The organism is Rathayibacter sp. VKM Ac-2801 (assembly GCF_009834245.1).
Lineage (GTDB): Bacteria > Actinomycetota > Actinomycetes > Actinomycetales > Microbacteriaceae > Rathayibacter.
On the sequence record NZ_CP047183.1, the window covers coordinates 419,999 to 439,521 of the forward strand.

Sequence of the window (19,523 nt, forward strand, 5' to 3'; positions counted from 1 at the left end):
GCACCTGAGGAGGCGACGGCGCCGTCCGCGCTCGTCCGGTGGTCCGCTCCGGTGAGCCGGCCGGAGGCGAAGCGATTCGAGACGACCTCTTCGCGAGTCCCCAGCTCCGTCACAGGTCGGCCGGATAGTGAGCGCGTGCCGGAATGCATTGACTTGATGCGCTTCAACTGTCACGTTGAGCGTGCACAACGGCGTCCTCACTCCCCCTGACCGCTGTGCGCTCTCACCGCCTGGAGGTCAGCGATGCCGCTGTCGAAGTCCGATACCTCACGAGGGGATCCCTCGTCCCGACCGTCCCTCCGGCCCTGGCTGCGGGGCCTCGTCTCCGCAGCGCTCGCCGGAGCCCTCATCGCCACCGCCTCGGCCGTGCCCGCCGCGGCGGCGGAGGGGGACCCGTGGATGGACACGACCCTCTCCTCGGACGAGCGCGCCGATCTGCTCGCCGAGGCCATGACCTTCGACCAGAAGCTCACCCTCTTCGCCGGCAGCGGCAGCGGCGCCGTCGCGATCCCCGAGCTGGGCATCCCCGCGCGGCGGGAGATCGACGGCGCGAGCGGTGTGATCGCCGCAGGCACTCCGACGACCGCGTTCCCCGCCGGCCAGGCCATCGCCTCGTCGTGGAACCTCGAGCTCGCCCGCGAGTTCGGGCGCATCGCGGGGGAGGAGGCCCACCTCACGGGCTTCTCCGGCTGGGCCGGTCCCGCCGCCGACCTCCGTCGCACTCCGTTCCACGGCCGCCAGTTCGCGACCTACGGCGAGGACCCCCTGCTCGGAGGCCTGATGCCCGCCGGCGTGATCGAGGGCGTCAACGACACGAACGACACGATGGGCGTCTACTCGCTGCCCAAGCACTTCGTCGCGAACAACCAGGAGACCTCGCGCACCACGATGAACACGGTCGTGGACGAGCGCACCCTCCGCGAGCTCTACGTCCGGCAGTGGGAGCCCATCGTCGAGGCGGACCCCGGCGCCATCATGTGCGCCTACCCCAAGGTCAACGGCAGCAAGGCGTGCGAGAACCCGCCGCTGATGACCGACACGCTGAAGGGCGACCTCGGCTTCCCGGGCTGGATCTCCTCCGACTTCAACGCCTGCGTCACCCTGCGCGCCTACAACTCGGGCACCGACGTGTGCGGGCCGAACTTCCCCGACGCGGCCACCTTCCGTGCCGCGGTCGAGGACGGCACGATCGCCCCCGACCGGTTCGACGACATGGTGCACCGCGTGCTCCGGACCTACTTCGAGCACGGTCTGATCGACAACCCGCCGCCCGGGAGCCTGCAGAACCCGGCGCCCGCCGCGGCACCGCTGCCCGCCTCCGTCGTGCAGGAGGGCCGCGACGCCGCCTACCGCATGGCGGTCGACGGCTCCGTCCTGCTCCGCAACAGCGACGACGCTCTGCCCCTCGACGCCGATGAGCTCGACTCCATCGCCGTCATCGGCGAGGGCGCTGACCGCTACATGACCGGCTTCGGCAGCGACATCGTCGTGAACCCCACCAGCACGTCGACGATCCTCGACGGCATCACCGAGCGCGCAGGCGCCGGGACGACCGTCGAGCACGTCGAGGGCTGGGACCCGGTCCGCCCCGGTGATCTGCTTCCCGGCGCCCAGCCGATCCCCTCGGGCGTGCTCCGCGCCGCGGACGGCACCACGCCCGGCATCACCGGCGAGTGGTTCGGCTCGCCCGACTTCAGCGGACCCGCCGTCACGACCCGTGTCGACGACCAGGTCAACTGGGGTCAGGGCCTCGTCGCTCTCCTCGCCACCTTCGGCTACGACCCGTCGCCGGCGCCGAAGCTCCCTCCCGTGACGACGTTCGCGGGAGCGCCCACCGCCACCCGGTGGACCGGCTCGCTGAACCCGACCGTGTCGGGGACCTACGGTCTCGGCTTCACAGCCCTCGGCTCGGCCACCCTGTACGTCGACGGAGAGCAGGTCCTCGACGTCGACACCGACACGATGGACACCTACTCGGTCGACCGCGTCCTCGAGGCCGGCCGCAGCTACGACATCCGGATCGACTACGTTCCGGACGCGCCCGGTCAGTGCTGCTCGACCAGCGGCAACATCGGGACGGCCATCCGCCTCGACTGGACGCCGCCCACCGCCGCCGCCTCCCCGCAGATCGTCGAGGCCGTCGCGGCCGCCGCGAAGTCCGACGTCGCGGTCGTCGTGGCGAACGACTACATGGGCGAGTCGCTCGACCGCGGAACCCTCGCGCTGTCGCAGAACCAGGACCGTCTGATCTCGGCCGTGGCCGCGGTCAACCCGAACACGGTCGTCGTCCTCGCGACGGGCACCGGGGTCGAGATGCCGTGGGTCGACGACGTCGCCGCGGTCTTCGAGTCCTGGTATCCGGGACAGGAGGCGGGGACCGCGGTCGCCGCTCTGCTGTTCGGAGACGAGAACTTCTCCGGCAAGCTGCCGATCACCTGGCCCAAGTCGACCGAGCAGGTCACGGAGGAACTCGGCATCGAGAACCCCGTCTACGACGTGAACACCGGGAACCTGACGGTGGAGTACACCGAGGGCGTGAACATCGGCTACCGCGGCTTCGACGCGAAGGACATCGACCCGCTGTTCGAGTTCGGCTACGGCCTCTCGTACACGGACTTCGACTACCGCAGCATCGAGGTCCAGGACCCGGTCACCGGCGCGGACGGCACGTCCGAACCCGGTCTCGTCCGCGTGGAGGTCGAGAACACCGGTGACGTCGCCGGCACCGAGACCGTGAACCTCTACCACGGCGTGCTGCCGACCGACGAGGTCGTCACGCCGGAGCGCCAGCTGCTCGGCTGGGGACAGATCACCCTCGAGCCCGGAGCCACCGGGACCGTCGAGATCCCCGTCCCGCTGTACGACTCGACGAACCGCCTCGCCTACTGGGACGCCGAGTCCGACGCCTGGGTCACGCCCGAGGGTGAGACGGCACTCTACGCCGGCGCCTCCTCGCGCGACATCCGCCTGACCGACTCGATCACCGTCGGAGCCTCCGTCGTCGACGAGACCGCTCCGGTCGTGACCCTGGGCATCGACCCGGCCGAGCCGACCGGCGAGGCCGGCTGGTACCGCACCCCGGTGACCGTCACCGCCACGGCGACGGACGACGTCGACGCGGCACCGGCCGTCGAGGCGAGCATCGACGGAGGCGACTTCGCCCCCGTCACGGGACCCGTCGTCTTCGACACGGACGGCGAGCACTCGCTCGTCGCACGAGCGACCGACGCCTCGGGCAACGTCTCCGAGACGGTGCAGTGGTCGGGCAGGATCGACCGGACCGCTCCGGCCGTCGCGGCGGCGCAGAAGTCGCGCTACCGCGTGGCCCTCACCGCGACCGACGAGACGTCGGGCGTGCAGAAGGTCGAGTACCGGTACCAGATCTCCGTCAAGGGGATCACGCGCATGACCCCATGGCTGACCTACCGCAGCCCGGTCCTGTTCGGACTGCCGAGCTACATCAAGGTGGAGTACCGCGCGACCGACGTCGCCGGCAACACGGGCCCGGTCCGCTCGTACCGCTAGGCGCCCGCCGGACGCACTGAACGGCCGTCGGCCCTCCTCGGAGGCCGGCGGCCGTTCGCTGTGCGCGGCGCCGGGTGGGAGCGCGCCGGGTGGGAGCGCGCCGGGTGGGAGCGCGCCCGGTGAGGGGAGCAGTGGAGCGCGGCTGGCGGCACGACGAAGGGCGCCGCCCCTCCGACAGGAGGAGCGACGCCCTTCGTGCGCGGGGCCGCTCAGGCGGCCGGCACCAGCCGGAACTGCTGCTCGGCCGTGTTCCACGAGGCGGGCGAGCCGGCGAGCTCGCGGGCGGCGCTCGAGCCGCTGTAGACGTCGCCCGTCACCTGGAGTGCGGTGCCCCGGGCCTTGTTGATCAGGCGGTAGTACCCGTCGCCCGTCGGCTCGATCCGCCAGAGCTGCTCGTCCCAGTTCAGAGCACCCGACACGCTCGCGATGCTCCAGACGGAGCTGGAGCCCCGGTAGCGCTCGCCGGTGGTGTGCAGGACCGTCGACGGTGCACTGCGACTCGTCACGCGGTAGTAGCCGCCGCCGGCCGAGGTGATCGTCCAGCGCTGCTCGAGCAGGTTCCACGCGATCGGAGTCGCGACGGCGCGGGTCGCATCCGGATTCCCGAGGTAGGTCTCCTTCGTGGTGTGCACGGCCAGGTCGGGGTGGGCTCGGTTGACCAGCTCGAACGAGCCCAGCCGGGCGTCGGACTGCGCAGTCGTCCCCGCCCAGCGGTAGGTGGCCACGGCGGCGGCGGGGAGAGTGTCGGTCACCACGCCGTCCGGGGACGAGATCGTCACGGAGCGGGCGCTCGCGGCGCTGTTCGCCACCACGACGACGATCGTCCCGGTCGGCGTCCGGAATGCGACGTTCGTCACGTCGCGCGACGTCTGGTCCGACCCGATCCTGACCGAGCCCGGCACGACGTAGCGCGAGAACTGCCCGTAGAGGTAGTAGTCGCGGTTGAGCGTGTAGGCGTCGAGAGCCCCCGGAGCAGCGGTGACGGGGAGGGAGCAGCACTCGGCGCGGAGCGGGCCGGTGTTGGGCTCTCCGTTCGTGTCGAAGAAGCTGAGCCAGTACGTCCAGCTCGTCAGGCCGTTGCGGAAGAAGTCCATGACCCGGGTCACTCCGGCCTGCCGGCTGCCGTCGACCGTGTTCCGCTCGCCGGTGACGCCGTAGTAGGTCCGCTCGGTCAGATGGAGCGGGACGCCGGGGTACTTCACCTGGAACTCGGAGAGCACCGTCGGGTCGTCACCGCTGTAGTCGTGGATCGCGACACCGTCGACGTACCGGGCTGCGTTCGGGTCGTCGAGGATCGCCGGGACGAAGTCCTTCAGCCGGGGCGGGTTGTCGTCGCCGACCCAGATCTCGGTCGACAGGCCGGACCGCTCCAGCTCGGGACCGAGGTGGTCGCGGACGTAGTCCCGCATCTGCTCGCCCGTCCACTCGCCAGTGGGATAGTTCGTGACGACCCTCGGCTCGTTCTGCGGCGTCAGTGCGGTGATCGGGATCCCCTGCGCCTGATAGGCCTGGATCGCCAGGCGCTGGTAGCGGGCGAGCTCGTCGTAGTACTCGGGCTTGACCGAGCCGCCGTTGCTCAGGCTCTGGTTGGTCTTCATCCAGGCGGGCGCCGACCACATCGACAGGTAGAAGGTCATGGCGGGATTGATCTGCTTCGCCCGCTGAGCGAGGGCGATGATGCCCGCGTCGATGTCCTTCTGGATGGAGAAGCCGGAGAGGCTCTCATCGGTCTGACCGGCGGGGACGTCGTCGTACGTGTAGAACTCCTGCGAGCAGAAGTCGGGGCATCCCATCGCGAGGCGGATGATGCTGTACCCGTTGCCGGTGGAAGGGTTGAAGAGCTGGTTCATCAGCTGCTCGCGCTTGTCCGGCGACAGTGCGGCGATGTTCGCCACGCTGCTGCTCTCGAGCGACTGGCCCTGCCCCAGGATGCGCTGGTACGCGGCTCCCGGGTCGACGGTGATCCTCGCGTCCGTCGTGGTGGTCCCGCTCGTCGTCAGCGTCCGGGCAGGACGGTCCGTGAGGCGGTAGGCGCCGTCGTCCGAGCTCCAGGTGACGGAGACGCTGCCCCCGACCGCGACCGCGGGGGCGGCCGACCCTGCCGCCGTCAGGCCGAATGCCGCGATCCCGAGAGCGGCGATCCCGGCGAGGGCTGCTCGTCTGCGGCGCCGATGGCCCGGCGCCGCGCCGTCCGCTGATCCGTGGCGTTCTGTCATCGAATGCATGTCCTGCTCCTCGTCATTGAGTCCTCGGAAGAATGAAGCGCTTCAAGACTAGCGACAGGAGCAAGGGGCGGGAGAAGCGCGGACGTCTTCGGAGGAAGGACGCAGGCGTCCGCGCTGCTCGTCTCAGCTCCGGGGCCGCGGCTGCAGGCGCTCGAGCTGCGTGACGTGCTGGGGGGTGAGCTCCTCGAGGGAGTGCGCGCCGAGGAGCTTCATGGTGCGGACGATCTGGTCGGAGAGGATCGCGATGGTGCGGTCGACTCCCTGGCGCCCGCCGGCCATGAGTCCGTAGAGGTAGGCGCGGCCGATGAGGGTGAACCTCGCGCCCAGGGCGATCGAGGAGACGATGTCGGCGCCGTTCATGATGCCGGTGTCGACCATCACCTCGGTGTCGTCTCCGACCTCGCGGACGACCTCGGGCAGCAGGTGGAAGGGGATCGGGGCGCGGTCGAGCTGGCGGCCGCCGTGGTTGGAGAGGACGATGCCGTCGACGCCGAAGTCGGCGAACTTGTGGGCGTCCTCGACGCTCTGCACGCCCTTGATGACGAGCTTCCCGGGCCACATCTCGCGGATGACCTTGAGGTCCTCGAAGCTGATCGTGGGGTCCATGGCGAGGTCGAGCAGGTCGCCGACGGTGCCGCCGGTGGCGCTCAGGGAGGCGAACTCGAGCTTCTGCGTGGTGAGGAAGTCGTACCACCACCACGGGCGCGGGAGTGCGTCGAGCACGGTGCCGAGGGTGAGCTGCGGCGGGATGGAGAAGCCGTTGCGCTTGTCGCGGAGGCGGGCACCGGCGACGGGGGTGTCGACGGTGAAGAAGAGGGTCTCGTAGCCCGCGGCGGCGGCGCGCTCGACGAGGCCGTAGGAGATCTCGCGGTCGCGCATCACGTACAGCTGGAACCAGTTGCGGCCGTTCGGGTTGGCCTTCTTCACGTTCTCGATCGAGGTGGTGCCGAGGGTGGAGAGCGTGAACGGGATGCCCGCGGCGGCCGCGGCGCCGGCGCCCGCGGTCTCGCCCTCGGTCTGCATCAGACGGGTGAACCCGGTCGGCGCGATCCCGAAGGGCAGGGCGGAGGGCGCGCCGAGGACGGTGGCGGTGGTGTCGACGGAGGCGACGTCGCGCAGCACCTGGGGGTGGAACTCGACGTCCTCGAACGCCTGGCGAGCGCGGGCGATGGAGATCTCGCCCTCCGCGGAGCCGTCGGTGTAGTCGAACGCGGCCTTGGGGGTGCGGCGCTTCGCGATGGTGCGGAGGTCCTCGACGGTGAGGGCGGCGTCGAGGCGGCGCTTGCGGCCGTCGAGCTCGGGCTTCTTGAAGCTGAGGTACTCGAGCAGCTCGACGGGCTTGGGGAACTGGCGCTGGACCATGCGGTCAGCCTTTCTCGGAGGAGGAGGGGCGGGGGTCGTAGCGGACCGGCGGGAAGGCCCGGAGCACGAGGGATCGGAGCGATTCGAGTGATCCGCTGGCGAGGCCCTGAGCGCGGGCCTGGACGAGGATGTTGCCGATCGCGGTGGCCTCGACCGGACCGGCGAGCACGGTGCGGCCGGTGCGGTCGGCGGTCAGCCGGCAGAGCAGCTCGTTCTGCGATCCTCCGCCCACGATGTGCACAGTGTCGATCGGCGTGCCCGAGAGCGCCGACGCCTGCTCGAGGGTCGTGGCGTAGGCCTCGGCGAGGGACTCGAGGATCGAGCGCACGAACTCCGCGCGGGAGCGGGGCTGCTCGAGCCCGCGCTCGACACACCACTCCACGATCCGCCCGGGGATGTTCCCCGGTGCGACGAAGCGCTCGTCGGCCGCGTCGAAGACGGTGATGCGGCCGCGGATCGCGGCGGCCTCGGCGAGCAGGAGCGGCAGCTCGATCCGCTCGCCGGTCTGCTTCTCCCAGGTCCGGATCGACTCCGAGAGGAGCCAGAGTCCCGACACGTTCTTCAGGAAGCGGACACGCCCGTCGACGCCGCCCTCGTTGGTGAAGCCGGCGGCCCGACCCTCCGGCGAGACCACCGGCCTCTCGAGCTCGACGCCGACGAGCGACCAGGTACCGCTCGAGATGTACGCCACGTGATCACCCGTCGTGGGCACGGCGACGACGGCGGAGGCCGTGTCGTGGGAGCCGACGGCGACGACGCCCAGGCTCTCCGGTGCGCCGAGGTCGGCGGCGACGGAGGGCAGGAGCGTGCCGAGCCGTGTGCCCGGCTCGATCAGGGGCGCCAGGATCCCGCGCGGAAGGTCGAGGCGCGTGAGGAGGTCCTCGTCCCACGCGCGGGTGTGCGGGCTGAGGAGCCCGGTGGTGGAGGCGTTCGTGATCTCGGTCGCTGCGATCCCGGTCAGCCAGTAGCCGATCAGGTCGGGGACGAGCAGCGCCTGATCGGCGAGCGCGAGCACGTCGCGCTCGGAGGCGAGCTGGAACAGCGTGTTGAAGGGCAGGTGCTGGAGGCCGTTGCGCCGGTAGAGCTCGTCCGCGTCGATCCGGGCGTGGACGTCGGCGACCCCCCGCACGGTCCGCTCGTCGCGGTAGTGGTACGGGGCGCCGAGCATCCGGCCCTCGCGCAGCAGCGCGTAGTCCACGGCCCACGAGTCGACGCCGATCGAGACGGTCTCCGGCTCCTCGCGGAGAGCGCTCGCCAGCCCCGCCGTCAGCGAGCGGTACAGCTCCAGGATGTTCCAGTGCAGCGCGGAGGAGGCGCCCTCGTGGGTGCGCACCGGCTGGTTCGGGAACCGCGCGACGTGCCGCAGCCGCAGCTCGTCGTGGCTGACGGAGCCGAGGATCACGCGTCCGCTGGTCGCCCCGAGGTCGACGGCGGCGACGGCCTTCATCGCAGGAGCCCTTCGGTGGATGCCTTCGGCGTGATGCGACCCAGTGAGGGTCGCCGTCGCGCTGCAGGGTCTCCCGGGCCGAGGGCTGCCGCCTTGCGGGCGATGCTGCGGCGTTCCCGCGATGACGATGTCATCGCAGGAAGGCCGCAGCCACGCCCGCATCAACGGGCACATGAAGCCCGGTGGTGTGCGAGAAGTCCGAGGTGCAGAGGGCGAAGACGGCGTTGGCGACGTTCTCGGGGACGACCTCGCGCTTGAGGATGGTGCGCTTCGCGTAGAACGCGCCCAGGTCCTCCTCGTCGATGCCGTAGGTCTTGGCGCGGTTCGCTCCCCAGCCGGAGGCGAAGATCCCGGATCCGCGGACGACACCGTCGGGGTTGATGCCGTTGACCTTGATGCCGTGCTCGCCGAGCTCGGCCGCGAGCAGGCGCACCTGGTGGGCCTGGTCGGCCTTGGTCGCGGAGTAGGCGATGTTGTTCGGGCCCGCGAAGACAGAGTTCTTCGAGGAGATGTAGACGATGTCGCCGCCCAGCTTCTGGTCGACGAGCACCCGGGCCGCGGCCTGCGAGACGAGGAACGAGCCCTTCGCCATCACGTCGTGCTGGAGGTCCCAGTCGGCCTCGGTGGTGTCGAAGAGCGACTTCGAGAGCGAGAGCCCGGCGTTGTTGACGACGAGGTCGAGGCCGCCGAACGCGAGTACGGTCGCGTCGATCGCGGCCTTCACCGCAGCGGCGTCGGAGACGTTCGCCGCGACTCCCACCGCGACGTCGGTCGAGCCGAGCTCGGCGGCCGCGGCCTGCGCCTTGGCGAGGTCGAGGTCGGCGACGACGACGCAGGCGCCCTCGGCCGCGAGACGGGTGGCGATGGCCTTGCCGATGCCCGAGGCGGCGCCGGTGACCAGGGCGATGCGGGAGGCGAGGGGCTTGGGCTTCGGCATCCGCTGCAGCTTCGCCTCCTCGAGGGCCCAGTACTCGATGCGGAACTTCTCGGCCTCGTCGATGGGCGCGTAGGTCGAGATCGCCTCGGCGCCGCGCATGACGTTGATCGCGTTGACGTAGAACTCGCCGGCGACACGGGCGGTCTGCTTGTTCGCGCCGTAGGAGAACATGCCCACGCCCGGGACCAGCACGATCAACGGGTCGGCGCCGCGGATCGCAGGGCTCTCCGGCGTCGCGTGTGCGTCGTAGTAGGCCTGGTAGTCGGCGCGGTACGCCTCGTGCAGGGCGGGGAGGCGCTCGAGGATCTCCTCGACGGAGGCGGTGGCCGGCAGGTCGACGAGCAGCGGCTTGACCTTGGTGCGGAGGAAGTGGTCGGGGCAGGAGGTGCCGAGCGCGGCCAGGCGCGGGTGCTCGGTGCTCGCGAGGAAGTCGAGGACCTCGGCGGAGTCGGTGACGTGGCCGACCTGGGGACGGTCGTGCGAGGCGATCGCGCGCAGGTGCGGGGCGAGAGCGGCGGCCTTCGCGCGGCGCTCCTCCTCCGGGAGGGCGGCGAAGCCCTCGAGGGCCGGGCCGAAGGGCTCGGGGCGGCCGTGCTCGGCGATGTAGGCGCTCGCGGTCCGGATGATGCGGAGCGAGTTGGCCTCCGCCTCCTCGCTGGTGTCGCCCCAGGCGGTGATGCCGTGGCCGCCGAGGATCGCGCCGATGACCTCGGGGTGCGCCTCCTTGACGGCGGCGATGTCGAGGCCGAGCTGGAAGCCGGGGCGGCGCCACGGGACCCACGCGACGGTGCCGCCGAAGGCCTCGGCGGTGAGGCGCTCGCCGTCGGCGGCGGTCGCGAAGGCGATGCCGGAGTCCGGGTGCAGGTGATCGACGTGCGCGGCGTCGACGAGGCCGTGCATCGCGGTGTCGATCGAGGGGGCCGCGCCGCCCTTGCCGTGGAGCGTGTAGTCGAACGCGGCGACCATCTCGTCCTCGCGCTCGATGCCCGGGTAGACGTTCACCAGCGCACGGAGGCGGTCGAGCCGGAGCACGGCGAGGCCGGACTCGGTGAGCGTGCCGAGGTCTCCTCCGGAGCCCTTCACCCAGAGCAGCTCGACGGGCTCGCCGGTCACGGGGTCGGTCGTGGTGCCCTTCGCGGAGGTGTTGCCGCCCGCGTAGTTCGTGGTGCGCGGGTCGGCGCCGAGGCGGTTCGAGCGGGCGATGAGCTCCGCGGCGGTGTCGTTCGTCATGGGATGCGAGGGTTCCTGTTCGGAGAAGAGGGGTGAGGAGGAGGGAGGGGTCGGGACGGGACCGCCCTTCGGGTGCAGCGACCCCGTCCCGAGTCGGTCAGGCTCCCCAGGAGCTCTGGGTGCCGCCGGCGCGCTCCTCAGCGAGCTGCTGAGCCCGGCCGGAGTCGGCGTAGGCGCGCATCGGGTCGGCGGGCAGTCCGCGGGTCTCGCGCCACGCGGCCAGCGCCGGCCGGACGTCCGAGTAGAACGCGTCCATCAGGATTCCGTTCGCACCGAGCACGTCGCCCGCGAGCTGCGCCTGCTCGAGCTGGTCGCGGTCGACGAGCAGCGCGCGCGCCGTCATCTCCTGCACGTTGAGCACCGAGCGGATCTGGCCGGGGATCTTGTCCTCGACGTTGTGGCACTGGTCGAGCATGAACGCGACGGGGGAGTCGGGACCGAAGCCGCCGCCGCGCACCACTTCGTAGAGGATGCGGAAGAGCTGGAACGGGTCGGCGGCGCCGACGATCAGGTCGTCGTCCGCGTAGAAGCGCGAGTTGAAGTCGAACGAGCCGAGCTTCCCGAGACGCAGCAGCTGGGCGACGATGAACTCGATGTTGGTGCCCGGCGCGTGGTGGCCGGTGTCGAGGCAGACGAGCGCCCGGTCGCCGAGGGCGGCCACGTGCGCGTAGGAGGTCCCCCAGTCGGGGACGTCCATGTGGTAGAACGCGGGCTCGAAGAACTTGTACTCGAGCACCATCCGCTGCTCGGAGCCGAGGCGCTCGTAGATCGCGGCGAGGGAGTCGGCGAGGCGGTCCTGGCGGCCGCGGATGTCCTGCTGGCCGGGGTAGTTGGAGCCGTCCGCGAGCCAGATCTTCAGGTCGCGGGAGCCGGTCGCGTCCATGACGTCGATGCAGGCGAGGTGGTGGTCGATCGCCTTCTGTCGGATGACCGGGTCCGAGTGCGTCAGCGAGCCGAACTTGTAGTCGTCGTCCTGGAACGTGTTCGAGTTGATCGTGCCCAGCGCGACGCCCTTCGACGCGGCGAAGTCGACGAGCGCGGAGTAGTCGTCGACCCGGTCCCACGGGATGTGCAGCGCGACGGTCGGCGCGAGGCCGGTCAGCTCGTGGACGGTCGCCGCGTCCGAGATCTTCTCCTCGATGGTGCGCGGGGTCCCCGGAGTGGTGAAGACCTTGAAGCGGGTGCCGGCGTTGCCGAAGGCCCACGAGGGCAGCTCGATGGCCTGCTGCTCGAGCCGGCTGAGGAGATCGGGGGAGAGGTCGGTCACGGGCGGATCCTTCGGGACTGCAGTGGCGGAGAAGGGCGAATGAATCGTTTCATCGCATAATGGCGACCCTAGTCGCCGCGTCCGCCCGGTGTCAAAGCACTCGTCTGCCCGCGGTCCCGGCGAGGAGGGGATGGCCTACCCTCGGGCCCGGGGCTCCGAGCGTCGGACCCGACCCGACCGGAGGAGGGACCTGCCGTGGCCGTGAGCATCCGGGACGTCGCCGCCCGTGCGGGTGTCGCCGTCGGCACCGTGTCGAACGTCCTCAACGGGCGCTCCAGCGTGAACGCCGACACCGTCCGCCGGGTGCAGGACGCGATCACCGAGCTCGGCTTCGTCCGCAACGACGCCGCCCGTCAGCTCCGCGCCGGCCGCAGTCGCAGCATCGGCCTGGTCGTCCTCGACGGAGGGAACCCCTTCTTCGCCGAGGTCGCTCGCGGCGCCCAGGCCCGCGCCGCGGAAGCCGGGCTCGCCGTCCTGCTGGCGAGCACCGACGGCGATGCGGAGCGCGAGGGCGCCTACCTCGACCTCTTCGAGGAGCAGCGCGTGACCGGCGTCCTCCTGTCGCCCCAGGGCGAGGACCCGACGCGCCTCGCCCGTCTCCGATCGCACGGCATCCCGTGCGTCCTGGTCGACAGCGAATCGGACGACCCCGCCGTCTCCTCGGTCTCGGTCGACGACGTCGCAGGAGGGCGCCTCGCCGCGGAGCACCTCCTCGGTCTCGGCCGCCGCCGCCTCGCCGTGATCGGAGGTCCGGAGTCGATCCGCCAGGTCGCCGACCGCCTGGCCGGCGCGCGCGCGGCCGTCGCCGCCGTCGAGGGCGCGGTCCTCGAGGAGATCCACACCGACGCGCTCTCGGTCCTGGCGGGGAGGGAGGCCGGCCGAGCCCTCGCCGAGCGGGACGCCGAGGATCGCCCGGACGCGGTCTTCTGCGCCAACGACCTGCTCGCCGTGGGTGTCCTGCAGGCGCTCGTGCTCCTCGGCGGGATCCGCGTCCCGGAGGACATCGCCCTCATCGGCTACGACGACATCGCCTTCGCGACCGCCACGGTCGTGCCGCTCTCGAGCGTCCGGCAGCCGAGCTCGCTCCTCGGCGCGACGGCCGTCGAGCTCCTCCTCGAGCAGGAGCCGCGCCAGGTGCGCTTCCAGCCGGAGCTCGTGGTGCGCCGGTCGTCGGGAGGTCCCGACTCCCTGGGCGAGCGGTAGGGGCGGCGGAGCCGGCTCAGCCCCGCCCCGCCTGCAGGCGCAGCCCGGCCAGCAGCAGGTCGAGGCCGGAGCGGAACACGTCGAGGTCGTCGTGGGTCGCCATCACGTCGGCGGCGTGGTGACCGAAGGGGAACTCCTCCGGATCGAGGGCGCGCCAGCGGTCGGCCAGGTGCTCGAGGAACTCACCCCTCTCCATCCCGCTCTCGAGGAACTCGCGCGGCGGCGGCTGCGCCAGGTCGGCCGCGACTCCGACGACGTAGCTGACGATGGACGACACGGCGTGGAACCGCTGCCGGGGCGTGAGGTCGAGCGCCAGGAGCTGCTGCCCGAGGCGCTCGTACATCGCCATCGAGTTGGGCTGCACCCCGGTCGCGCGGAGCATGTAGAGGCCGAACCAGGGCCGGCGGACGCACTCGTCGAAGAGGGCCAGCGCGACGGCGCGGACGTTGTCGATCGGATCCGGCCCGTGAGTGAGCGGCTCGCTGTCGGCGAGGACCCGGCCCATGACCTCGTCGGTCGCCCGCTCGAGCAGCTCGTCGCGGCTGCCGACGTACCAGTAGATGCTCGCCACGCCGCCCCCGAGCCGGGCCGCGAGCGCACGGAACGTGAGGGCCGACTCCCCGGACTCGTCGAGGATCGCGATCGCCTCGGCCAGCACCGTGTCGAGCGAGTGCGACGCCCGACGCCGGCCCCGGGCGGGGGAGGGCGCGCCGGCGCCGGCGGTCTCCGTCGAGCGATCTGCAGGCATGGCTTGCATCTTACCGAACGCCGTTCCATACTATCGAACGCCGTACGAGAGTCGAACGGCGTTCGATAGGAAGGCGCCTCGATGACCACGCCGACGACCACCTCCGCCGAGCCCCGCGCTCACACCTCCCTCCGCTCCGCGGCACTCCCGCTCGCCGCCCTCTGCCTCGCCTTCTTCGTCGAGATGGTCGACAACACGCTGCTCTCCATCGCCCTCCCCACGATCGGACGGTCGCTCGACGGCTCGACCGCCGGACTGCAGTGGGTGACCGGCGCCTACTCCCTGACCTTCGGCGGTCTGCTGCTGACCGCCGGGTCCGCCGCCGACCGGTTCGGCCGCCGCCGCGTGCTGCTCACCGGCCTCGCCGCGTTCGGGCTGATCAGCCTCGCCGTCGTGCTCGTCACCGACATCGGCCAGCTGATCGCCCTCCGTGCGGCCCTCGGCTGCGCCGCGGCCGCCATGGCGCCCGTCACGATGTCGCTGGTGTTCCGGCTCTTCGACGACGAGAAGCTCCGCATGCGGTCGATCACGATCGTGATGATCGTCGGGATGTCCGGCATGGTCCTCGGCCCCCTCCTCGGCGGCTCGATCCTCAGCACCGTCAGCTGGCAGTGGCTGCTCGTCGTCAACGCCCCGATCGCGCTGCTGGTCTGGATCGGCGTGCGCCTCGGAGTCCCCGCGGACCGGCGCGCCGATCTGACCTCCGAGCGGCTCGACCTCCCGGGGACCGCCCTCACCGTCGCCGCGGTCGGGCTCGGCTGCTACACCCTCACCAGCGGAGTCGAGCACGGCTGGCTGTCGCTCGTCACGATCGCCTGCGCCGCGGGGACCGTCGCGGCCGTCGCGGGATTCGTCGTCCGCGAGCGCCGCGCCGCCTCGCCCATGATCGACCTCGCGATCTTCCGCGCCGGCCCCGCGCGGGGAGCGGCGCTCACGCAGCTCGGCGCCTCGGTCGCCTTCGCGAGCGTCCTGTTCGGCCTGATCCTGCACTTCCAGTACGCCTACGGCTGGAGCCCGGTGCGCGCCGGCCTGGCGAACCTGCCCGTCATCGTCACGATGCTCGCCGCCGCTCCGATCACCGAGCGCCTCGCCGCGAAGCTGGGGCACCGCGCGGCCTGCCTGATCGGCACCGGCCTCCTGGTCGGCGCGCTGCTCGGGATGTCCTGGGCGGTCGACCAGGGCTACCTCGCGATCGCCGTGATGATGGTCGTGATGACGGTGGGCCTGCGGACGATCATGACCATCTGCGCCGTCGCCCTCGTCGAGGCGATGCCCGCGAACCGCACCTCGATCGGCGCGGCGCTCAACGACACGGCCCAGGAGATCGGCACCAGCATCGGCACGGCCGTCGTCGGCACGCTGATCGCCGCCCTGGTGGCGACCACCCTCCCGGCGGGCGCGTGGAGCGCGGACCTCGTCCGGAGCTTCTTCGCGGGAGAGCGGGTCGCCTACCTGGCCGTGGCGGTCCTCGTCGGCGTGATCGCGACGATCGGCTCGCTGTCGCTCAGCGACTCCCGCTCCACGGAGGAGCCGGCGGCGGCCGATGTGGAGCGCGCCGCGGTCTGAGCCTCCTCCCCGGCAGCGGCTCAGTCCGACGGGTCGCGCCGGGAGTCCTCGAGGTCGGCGATGTCCGCGTACTCGAGGAAGTCCAGCGGGGGGATGTCCGTCATCTCCTCGCTCCACGAGGGGCGGGCCGGCTGCATCCGGCGCGTCTCAAGCTCGATGTCCGCGATGACCTCCGCGTCGTCCGGCTCCTCCACCTCGCTGCTGTCGATCGGCACCGACCAGAGCTGGCTCGCGGGACCGATCAGCAGGTGCGCGTACGCCCGGCCGCCGCCCTCGGTCAGGACCGGCACGGAGACGACGTCCGATTTGCCGACATCGGCGAGAGCCCGCGCGTAGCGCAGGACCGCCTTGCAGGTCAGGTCGCCGACGAGAAGGTGTCCACTGGAGTAGTGCAGTTTCCTCATGCCTCCAGGCTCGGGAGGCGCGTGCGGCCCCTCAAGAGGGTTGCCGTCGGGCGTCGGCACCTCTAGAGGGCGAGGCGGAGTGCCACGGCCGCGCGATCCGCGCCATCCGCACCCCGTGAGGGGTACACGAGCGCCCGAGGTCCCACACCCGTCAGGCGGGACGATACGGTCGGAGGTGCGCGTGCGCTCCGGGGGGTCTCGGCGCGGCGCGCGGGGGAAGGGGCACAGATGATCGAGGCCGAGCAGGATCCGCGGCTGGTGGCGCTCGAGGCGCTCGAGATGATGGGGTCGGCTCCGGAGGAGCGCTTCGACCGGATCACGCGGATGGCCGAGGAGCTGTTCCGCGTTCCCGTGGCCGAGATCCACTTCCTCGACGACACCACACTGTTCACGAAGTCCCCGCAGCGTCCGGACGCCGTGCTCGCCTACCCGCGCGCCGGCACCTTCTGCGACGCGACGCTCGAGAAGCGCACCACCTTCGTCGTGCCGGACCTCGGTGCCGACGCGGCGTGGGCCGGGCACGAGCACGTCGCGGGGTACCCGCACGTCCGCTTCTACGCCGGGCGGCCCCTGACGGTCGAGGGCGGCCTGCAGCTGGGCACGCTCTGCCTCCTCGACTTCGTGCCGCGCAGCCTGAGCCAGGAGGAGCAGCAGCTGCTCGAGGAGTTCGGCGAGTGGGTCGAGCGGGAGCTGCGCGACACGGCGGAGCGCGACCGCGCCGCCGACATGCAGACGCAGATGGCGCCCTCCTCCCTCCACCACCCCGCCGGCTACGAGCTCTCGGGGCTCTCGCTGCCGCGGTGGACGATCACCGGCGACTTCTACAGCTGGCGCGGCGACGACGAGACTGTCGACCTGACCCTCGTGGACGTGATGGGCAAGGGGACGGCGGCGGCGATCGTGGCCGCCTCGATCCGCTCCGCGTTCCGGGCGCGCCTCGGCGGCGACCCCGACGCGGTCGTCAGCGCGGTGAGCGCACAGCTGCACGACGACTTCACGGCCACCGAGACCTTCGCGACCCTCTTCCACGGGCGCCTCGACACCGCGTCCGGCCGGATCGACTTCGTCGACGCGGGCCACGGCCTCACCGTCCTCCTCCGCGCCGACGGCTCGTTCCAGCGGCTCGCGGCACTGGGCCTCCCGCTGGGCATCGCGGAGGACGGCGGCTGGATCACCCAGACCGTGGAGCTCGCGGCGGGCGACTCGCTCCTGGCCTTCACCGACGGCGTCCTCGACCTCTACGACGGGACGCTGCAGTCCCTGGCGCGCGCGGTCGACCTCGCCCGCGACTCCGCCGACACCGCCGCGTTCCTCGAGGCGCTGAAGGCGCTCGCCGCCTCCGGTTCCGCGTCCGACGACATCACCGCTCTCGTGCTGACCCGCACGGGCGCCGACCGCTCCGCCGAGAAGGACTCCGCATGACGTTCACGACCGAGACGATCGCCCCCGACATCGCCGTGCTGCGGGGGGAGGGGCGGCTCAACGCGGCCTCGGCTCCGGAGCTGCGCTCGGCCGTCCGCCGGGCGGTCGACGAGGGCAGCCCCCGCATCGTCGTCGAGCTCAGCGCGGTGACGTTCATGGACTCCTCCGGCCTCGGCGCCCTGGTCGGCGCCCTCAAGACCGCGCGGCAGGCGGGCGGCGACCTGCGGATCGCGGCGCCCAGCGAGCAGGTCGTGATGGTGCTGCAGCTGTCCAACCTCGACCGGGTGCTCACCCTCTTCGACACCGCCGGCGACGCGTACCGTGACTGAGCGCAGCGTCGGGTTCCGCACGCCCCCGGACGACACCGAGGTCGTCCACGAGATGCTCGCCGGACTCTGGAGCGAGCGCCCGGACCTGTCGGCCCGCGACCGCATGGCCGTGGAGACCGCGCTGGTCGAACTGGTCGACAACGTCATCCAGCACGCGACGTCGACGACGACGATCGTCTGCCGCCTCGTCGTGCGCGTCGAGGGCGACGTGATCCGCGCCGAGCTGGTCGATACGGCCGATCCGCCGGACATCGACACGGGGCCGCGGGAGATGCCGGACGTCTTCGCGGAGTCGGGGCGCGGGCTCGCCCTCATCCAGGCGCTGACGACCACGTTCGAGCACGAGCGCTCCGAGGGGCGCAACGTCTGGACCCTGACCCGGGCGGTGAACTCCTAGCGATCGGCGCGGATCAGCGGATCGTGTGCGCGGTGATGACCGCGGCGGCACGCGCCAGGTCGTCCGCCCTGCCGTTCAGTCCGGGGGAGGCCTGGAGCACCTCCGCACTGACCTCGTCGTAGCGCTCGTCCACCTGCGCGAGCAGCTGCTCCCCGGAGGCGGTGAGGCGGAGCAGCACGCTGCGGCGGTCCTGCGGGTTGGCGAGTCGGTCGACGTGGCCGGCGGTGGCCAGCCGGTCGAGGAGCGCGGTCACGGCGCCCGTCGAGAGGGAGAGCTCCAGGCCCAGCCACTTCGGCGTGAGGTCGGGCGACTCGCCGAGGACCTCGAGCGCCGTGAGCTCCGAGATGCCGACGCCCACACCCGCGGCGATGCTCGCGCGGAGGTGCCGCTGCGCGTTCTCGAGCAGGCGGAGCGACTGCCGCAGCTGCACGGCGGGCGCGTCCTGATCTTCGTCGCGCGGGGTCGGTTTCTCGGTGGTCATTCGTCCTTCTCGGGGTAGGGCTGGGGTCATCGTACGGGTCGCCCTCGGGGGTCATGGCCTGTCACCCGGACAGGGGGTGAAAGAACGATTGCAATGTATCTTGGCCATCAAGTAACTTAGCGGTCAATCGAGTTCGACGGAGTTCCAGTCGGACCCTCCCCCTTCAGCACCAGCCCGGCCCACCCCCTCAGGAGTCCTGTCATGTCGACCCACACCGCCAAGTCCAAGCGCGTCCGCTTCGCCCCCCTGGCCATCGCGACGAGCATCGCCGCCGCCGCCCTCCTCTCCGTCTCGATGTCCGGCACCCTGTCCGGCTTTGTCGCGAGCATCTCCAACACCGGCAACACCGCCGCCTCCGGCTCGCTCGTCATGGAGGAGAAGTCGACCGGCGCCAGCCCCATCACCTGCCTCAGCACGGACGGCGGCTCGATCAGCACCAACACCGCGACCTGCGCGACCATCAACAAGTTCGGCGGATCGACCACGATGGTCCCCGGCCAGACCGTCACCACCGCGATCACGCTGAAGAACACCGGCACCGTCGCCGCCAACACCTTCACGCTGACCCCCGGCGCCACCTGCTCGCAGACCAACAACGCCGCGGCCGGCGCCTCCGGCTCCGCGACCGACTTCTGCGGCAAGCTCAACGTCGTGATCACCTCCGGTGGGACCACCGTCTTCACCGGCACCGCCGCGACCCTCGCCGGCTCGGCCGTCAAGACCCTCAACACCGCCCCGGTCACCCCCGGCACCTCCACCCCCTTCTCCATCGCCGTGACCCTCGACTCGTCGGCCACCAACGCCTACCAGGGCCTGTCCGCCTCTCTCCCGCTCACCTGGACCTTCGCGAGCTGATCCCCTCTCCACCCGGCCCGGAGCGCCCCCGCGCGACGGGCCGGGGGAGGAGCGTCCCGCAGCGCTCCTCCTGCACCGCCCCCGAGAACCCCCTCTCCCCCGAGAACCGCGCCGCACGGCGCACG

The 19,523-nt window shown here is 71.5% G+C and carries 15 protein-coding genes; 7 read left to right on the plus strand and 8 right to left on the minus strand.

Features of this window, described 5'->3' with window-relative positions; genetic code table 11:
- Positions 1-399: 399 nt before the first annotated feature.
- The gene (locus GSU45_RS01910) at positions 400-3,525 is read left to right on the plus strand and encodes a glycoside hydrolase family 3 C-terminal domain-containing protein (protein ID WP_159912244.1); all 3,126 of its coding nucleotides are present in this window, start codon (positions 400-402) and stop codon (positions 3,523-3,525) included.
- Positions 3,526-3,734: 209 nt separating this feature from the next.
- Here GSU45_RS01910 and GSU45_RS01915 read toward each other — a convergent pair whose 3' ends face one another.
- The 5 genes from GSU45_RS01915 to rhaI all read right to left on the minus strand — a co-directional run bounded on the left by GSU45_RS01915 (position 3,735) and on the right by rhaI (position 11,993).
- A complete protein-coding gene (locus GSU45_RS01915; protein ID WP_159912246.1) occupies positions 3,735-5,741 on the minus strand; it encodes a glycoside hydrolase family 30 beta sandwich domain-containing protein in 2,007 nt (668 codons plus the stop codon).
- A gap of 132 nt (positions 5,742-5,873) precedes the next feature.
- Positions 5,874-7,112 carry an alpha-hydroxy acid oxidase gene (locus GSU45_RS01920; protein WP_159912248.1) on the minus strand — a complete coding sequence of 413 codons (1,239 nt, stop codon included), beginning with the start codon at positions 7,110-7,112 and terminating at the stop codon, positions 5,874-5,876.
- 4 nt (positions 7,113-7,116) lie between these two features.
- On the minus strand, positions 7,117-8,559 hold the full coding sequence (locus tag GSU45_RS01925) for a rhamnulokinase family protein (protein ID WP_159912250.1): 1,443 nt from the start codon (positions 8,557-8,559) through the stop codon (positions 7,117-7,119).
- A gap of 130 nt (positions 8,560-8,689) precedes the next feature.
- Positions 8,690-10,726, minus strand: coding sequence for a bifunctional aldolase/short-chain dehydrogenase (locus GSU45_RS01930; RefSeq protein ID WP_159912252.1), 2,037 nt, complete (start codon positions 10,724-10,726; stop codon positions 8,690-8,692).
- Between the two features lie 97 nt (positions 10,727-10,823).
- Positions 10,824-11,993: an L-rhamnose isomerase gene (gene rhaI / locus GSU45_RS01935; protein WP_159912254.1), complete on the minus strand. Its 1,170-nt coding sequence runs from the start codon at positions 11,991-11,993 to the stop codon at positions 10,824-10,826.
- 195 nt (positions 11,994-12,188) lie between these two features.
- Here rhaI and GSU45_RS01940 point away from each other — a divergent pair, with 195 nt between their 5' ends.
- Positions 12,189-13,196: a LacI family DNA-binding transcriptional regulator gene (locus GSU45_RS01940; RefSeq protein ID WP_159912256.1), complete on the plus strand. Its 1,008-nt coding sequence runs from the start codon at positions 12,189-12,191 to the stop codon at positions 13,194-13,196.
- Between the two features lie 16 nt (positions 13,197-13,212).
- On the opposite strand, the gene GSU45_RS01945 is transcribed toward GSU45_RS01940, so the two are convergent.
- Positions 13,213-13,944 carry a TetR/AcrR family transcriptional regulator gene (locus GSU45_RS01945; protein ID WP_159912258.1) on the minus strand — a complete coding sequence of 244 codons (732 nt, stop codon included), beginning with the start codon at positions 13,942-13,944 and terminating at the stop codon, positions 13,213-13,215.
- Positions 13,945-14,025: 81 nt separating this feature from the next.
- Between GSU45_RS01945 and GSU45_RS01950 the strand changes: the two genes are divergently transcribed.
- Positions 14,026-15,510 carry an MFS transporter gene (locus tag GSU45_RS01950; protein ID WP_159912260.1) on the plus strand — a complete coding sequence of 495 codons (1,485 nt, stop codon included), beginning with the start codon at positions 14,026-14,028 and terminating at the stop codon, positions 15,508-15,510.
- A gap of 20 nt (positions 15,511-15,530) precedes the next feature.
- Here GSU45_RS01950 and GSU45_RS01955 read toward each other — a convergent pair whose 3' ends face one another.
- Complete coding sequence (locus GSU45_RS01955) at positions 15,531-15,914, minus strand: hypothetical protein (protein ID WP_159912262.1); 384 nt, start codon at positions 15,912-15,914, stop codon at positions 15,531-15,533.
- A 228-nt stretch (positions 15,915-16,142) separates the two neighbouring features.
- Here GSU45_RS01955 and GSU45_RS01960 point away from each other — a divergent pair, with 228 nt between their 5' ends.
- The 3 genes from GSU45_RS01960 to GSU45_RS01970 are packed head-to-tail and all read left to right on the plus strand — an operon-like array spanning position 16,143 to position 18,062.
- Entirely contained in the window at positions 16,143-17,336 is a 1,194-nt protein-coding gene (locus GSU45_RS01960) for a GAF domain-containing SpoIIE family protein phosphatase (protein WP_159912264.1), read from the plus strand.
- Positions 17,333-17,665 carry an STAS domain-containing protein gene (locus GSU45_RS01965; protein ID WP_159912266.1) on the plus strand — a complete coding sequence of 111 codons (333 nt, stop codon included), beginning with the start codon at positions 17,333-17,335 and terminating at the stop codon, positions 17,663-17,665. Before GSU45_RS01960 ends, GSU45_RS01965 begins: the two co-directional genes overlap by 4 nt.
- Positions 17,658-18,062, plus strand: coding sequence for an ATP-binding protein (locus tag GSU45_RS01970; RefSeq protein WP_244248179.1), 405 nt, complete (start codon positions 17,658-17,660; stop codon positions 18,060-18,062). The genes GSU45_RS01965 and GSU45_RS01970 overlap by 8 nt, the downstream gene beginning before the upstream one ends.
- A gap of 13 nt (positions 18,063-18,075) precedes the next feature.
- On the opposite strand, the gene GSU45_RS01975 is transcribed toward GSU45_RS01970, so the two are convergent.
- The gene (locus GSU45_RS01975) at positions 18,076-18,543 is read right to left on the minus strand and encodes a MarR family transcriptional regulator (protein WP_159912268.1); all 468 of its coding nucleotides are present in this window, start codon (positions 18,541-18,543) and stop codon (positions 18,076-18,078) included.
- Between the two features lie 201 nt (positions 18,544-18,744).
- On the opposite strand from GSU45_RS01975, the gene GSU45_RS01980 reads away from it, so the two are divergent.
- Entirely contained in the window at positions 18,745-19,398 is a 654-nt protein-coding gene (locus GSU45_RS01980; protein ID WP_159912270.1) for a hypothetical protein, read from the plus strand.
- The last annotated feature ends 125 nt before the right edge of the window (positions 19,399-19,523 follow it).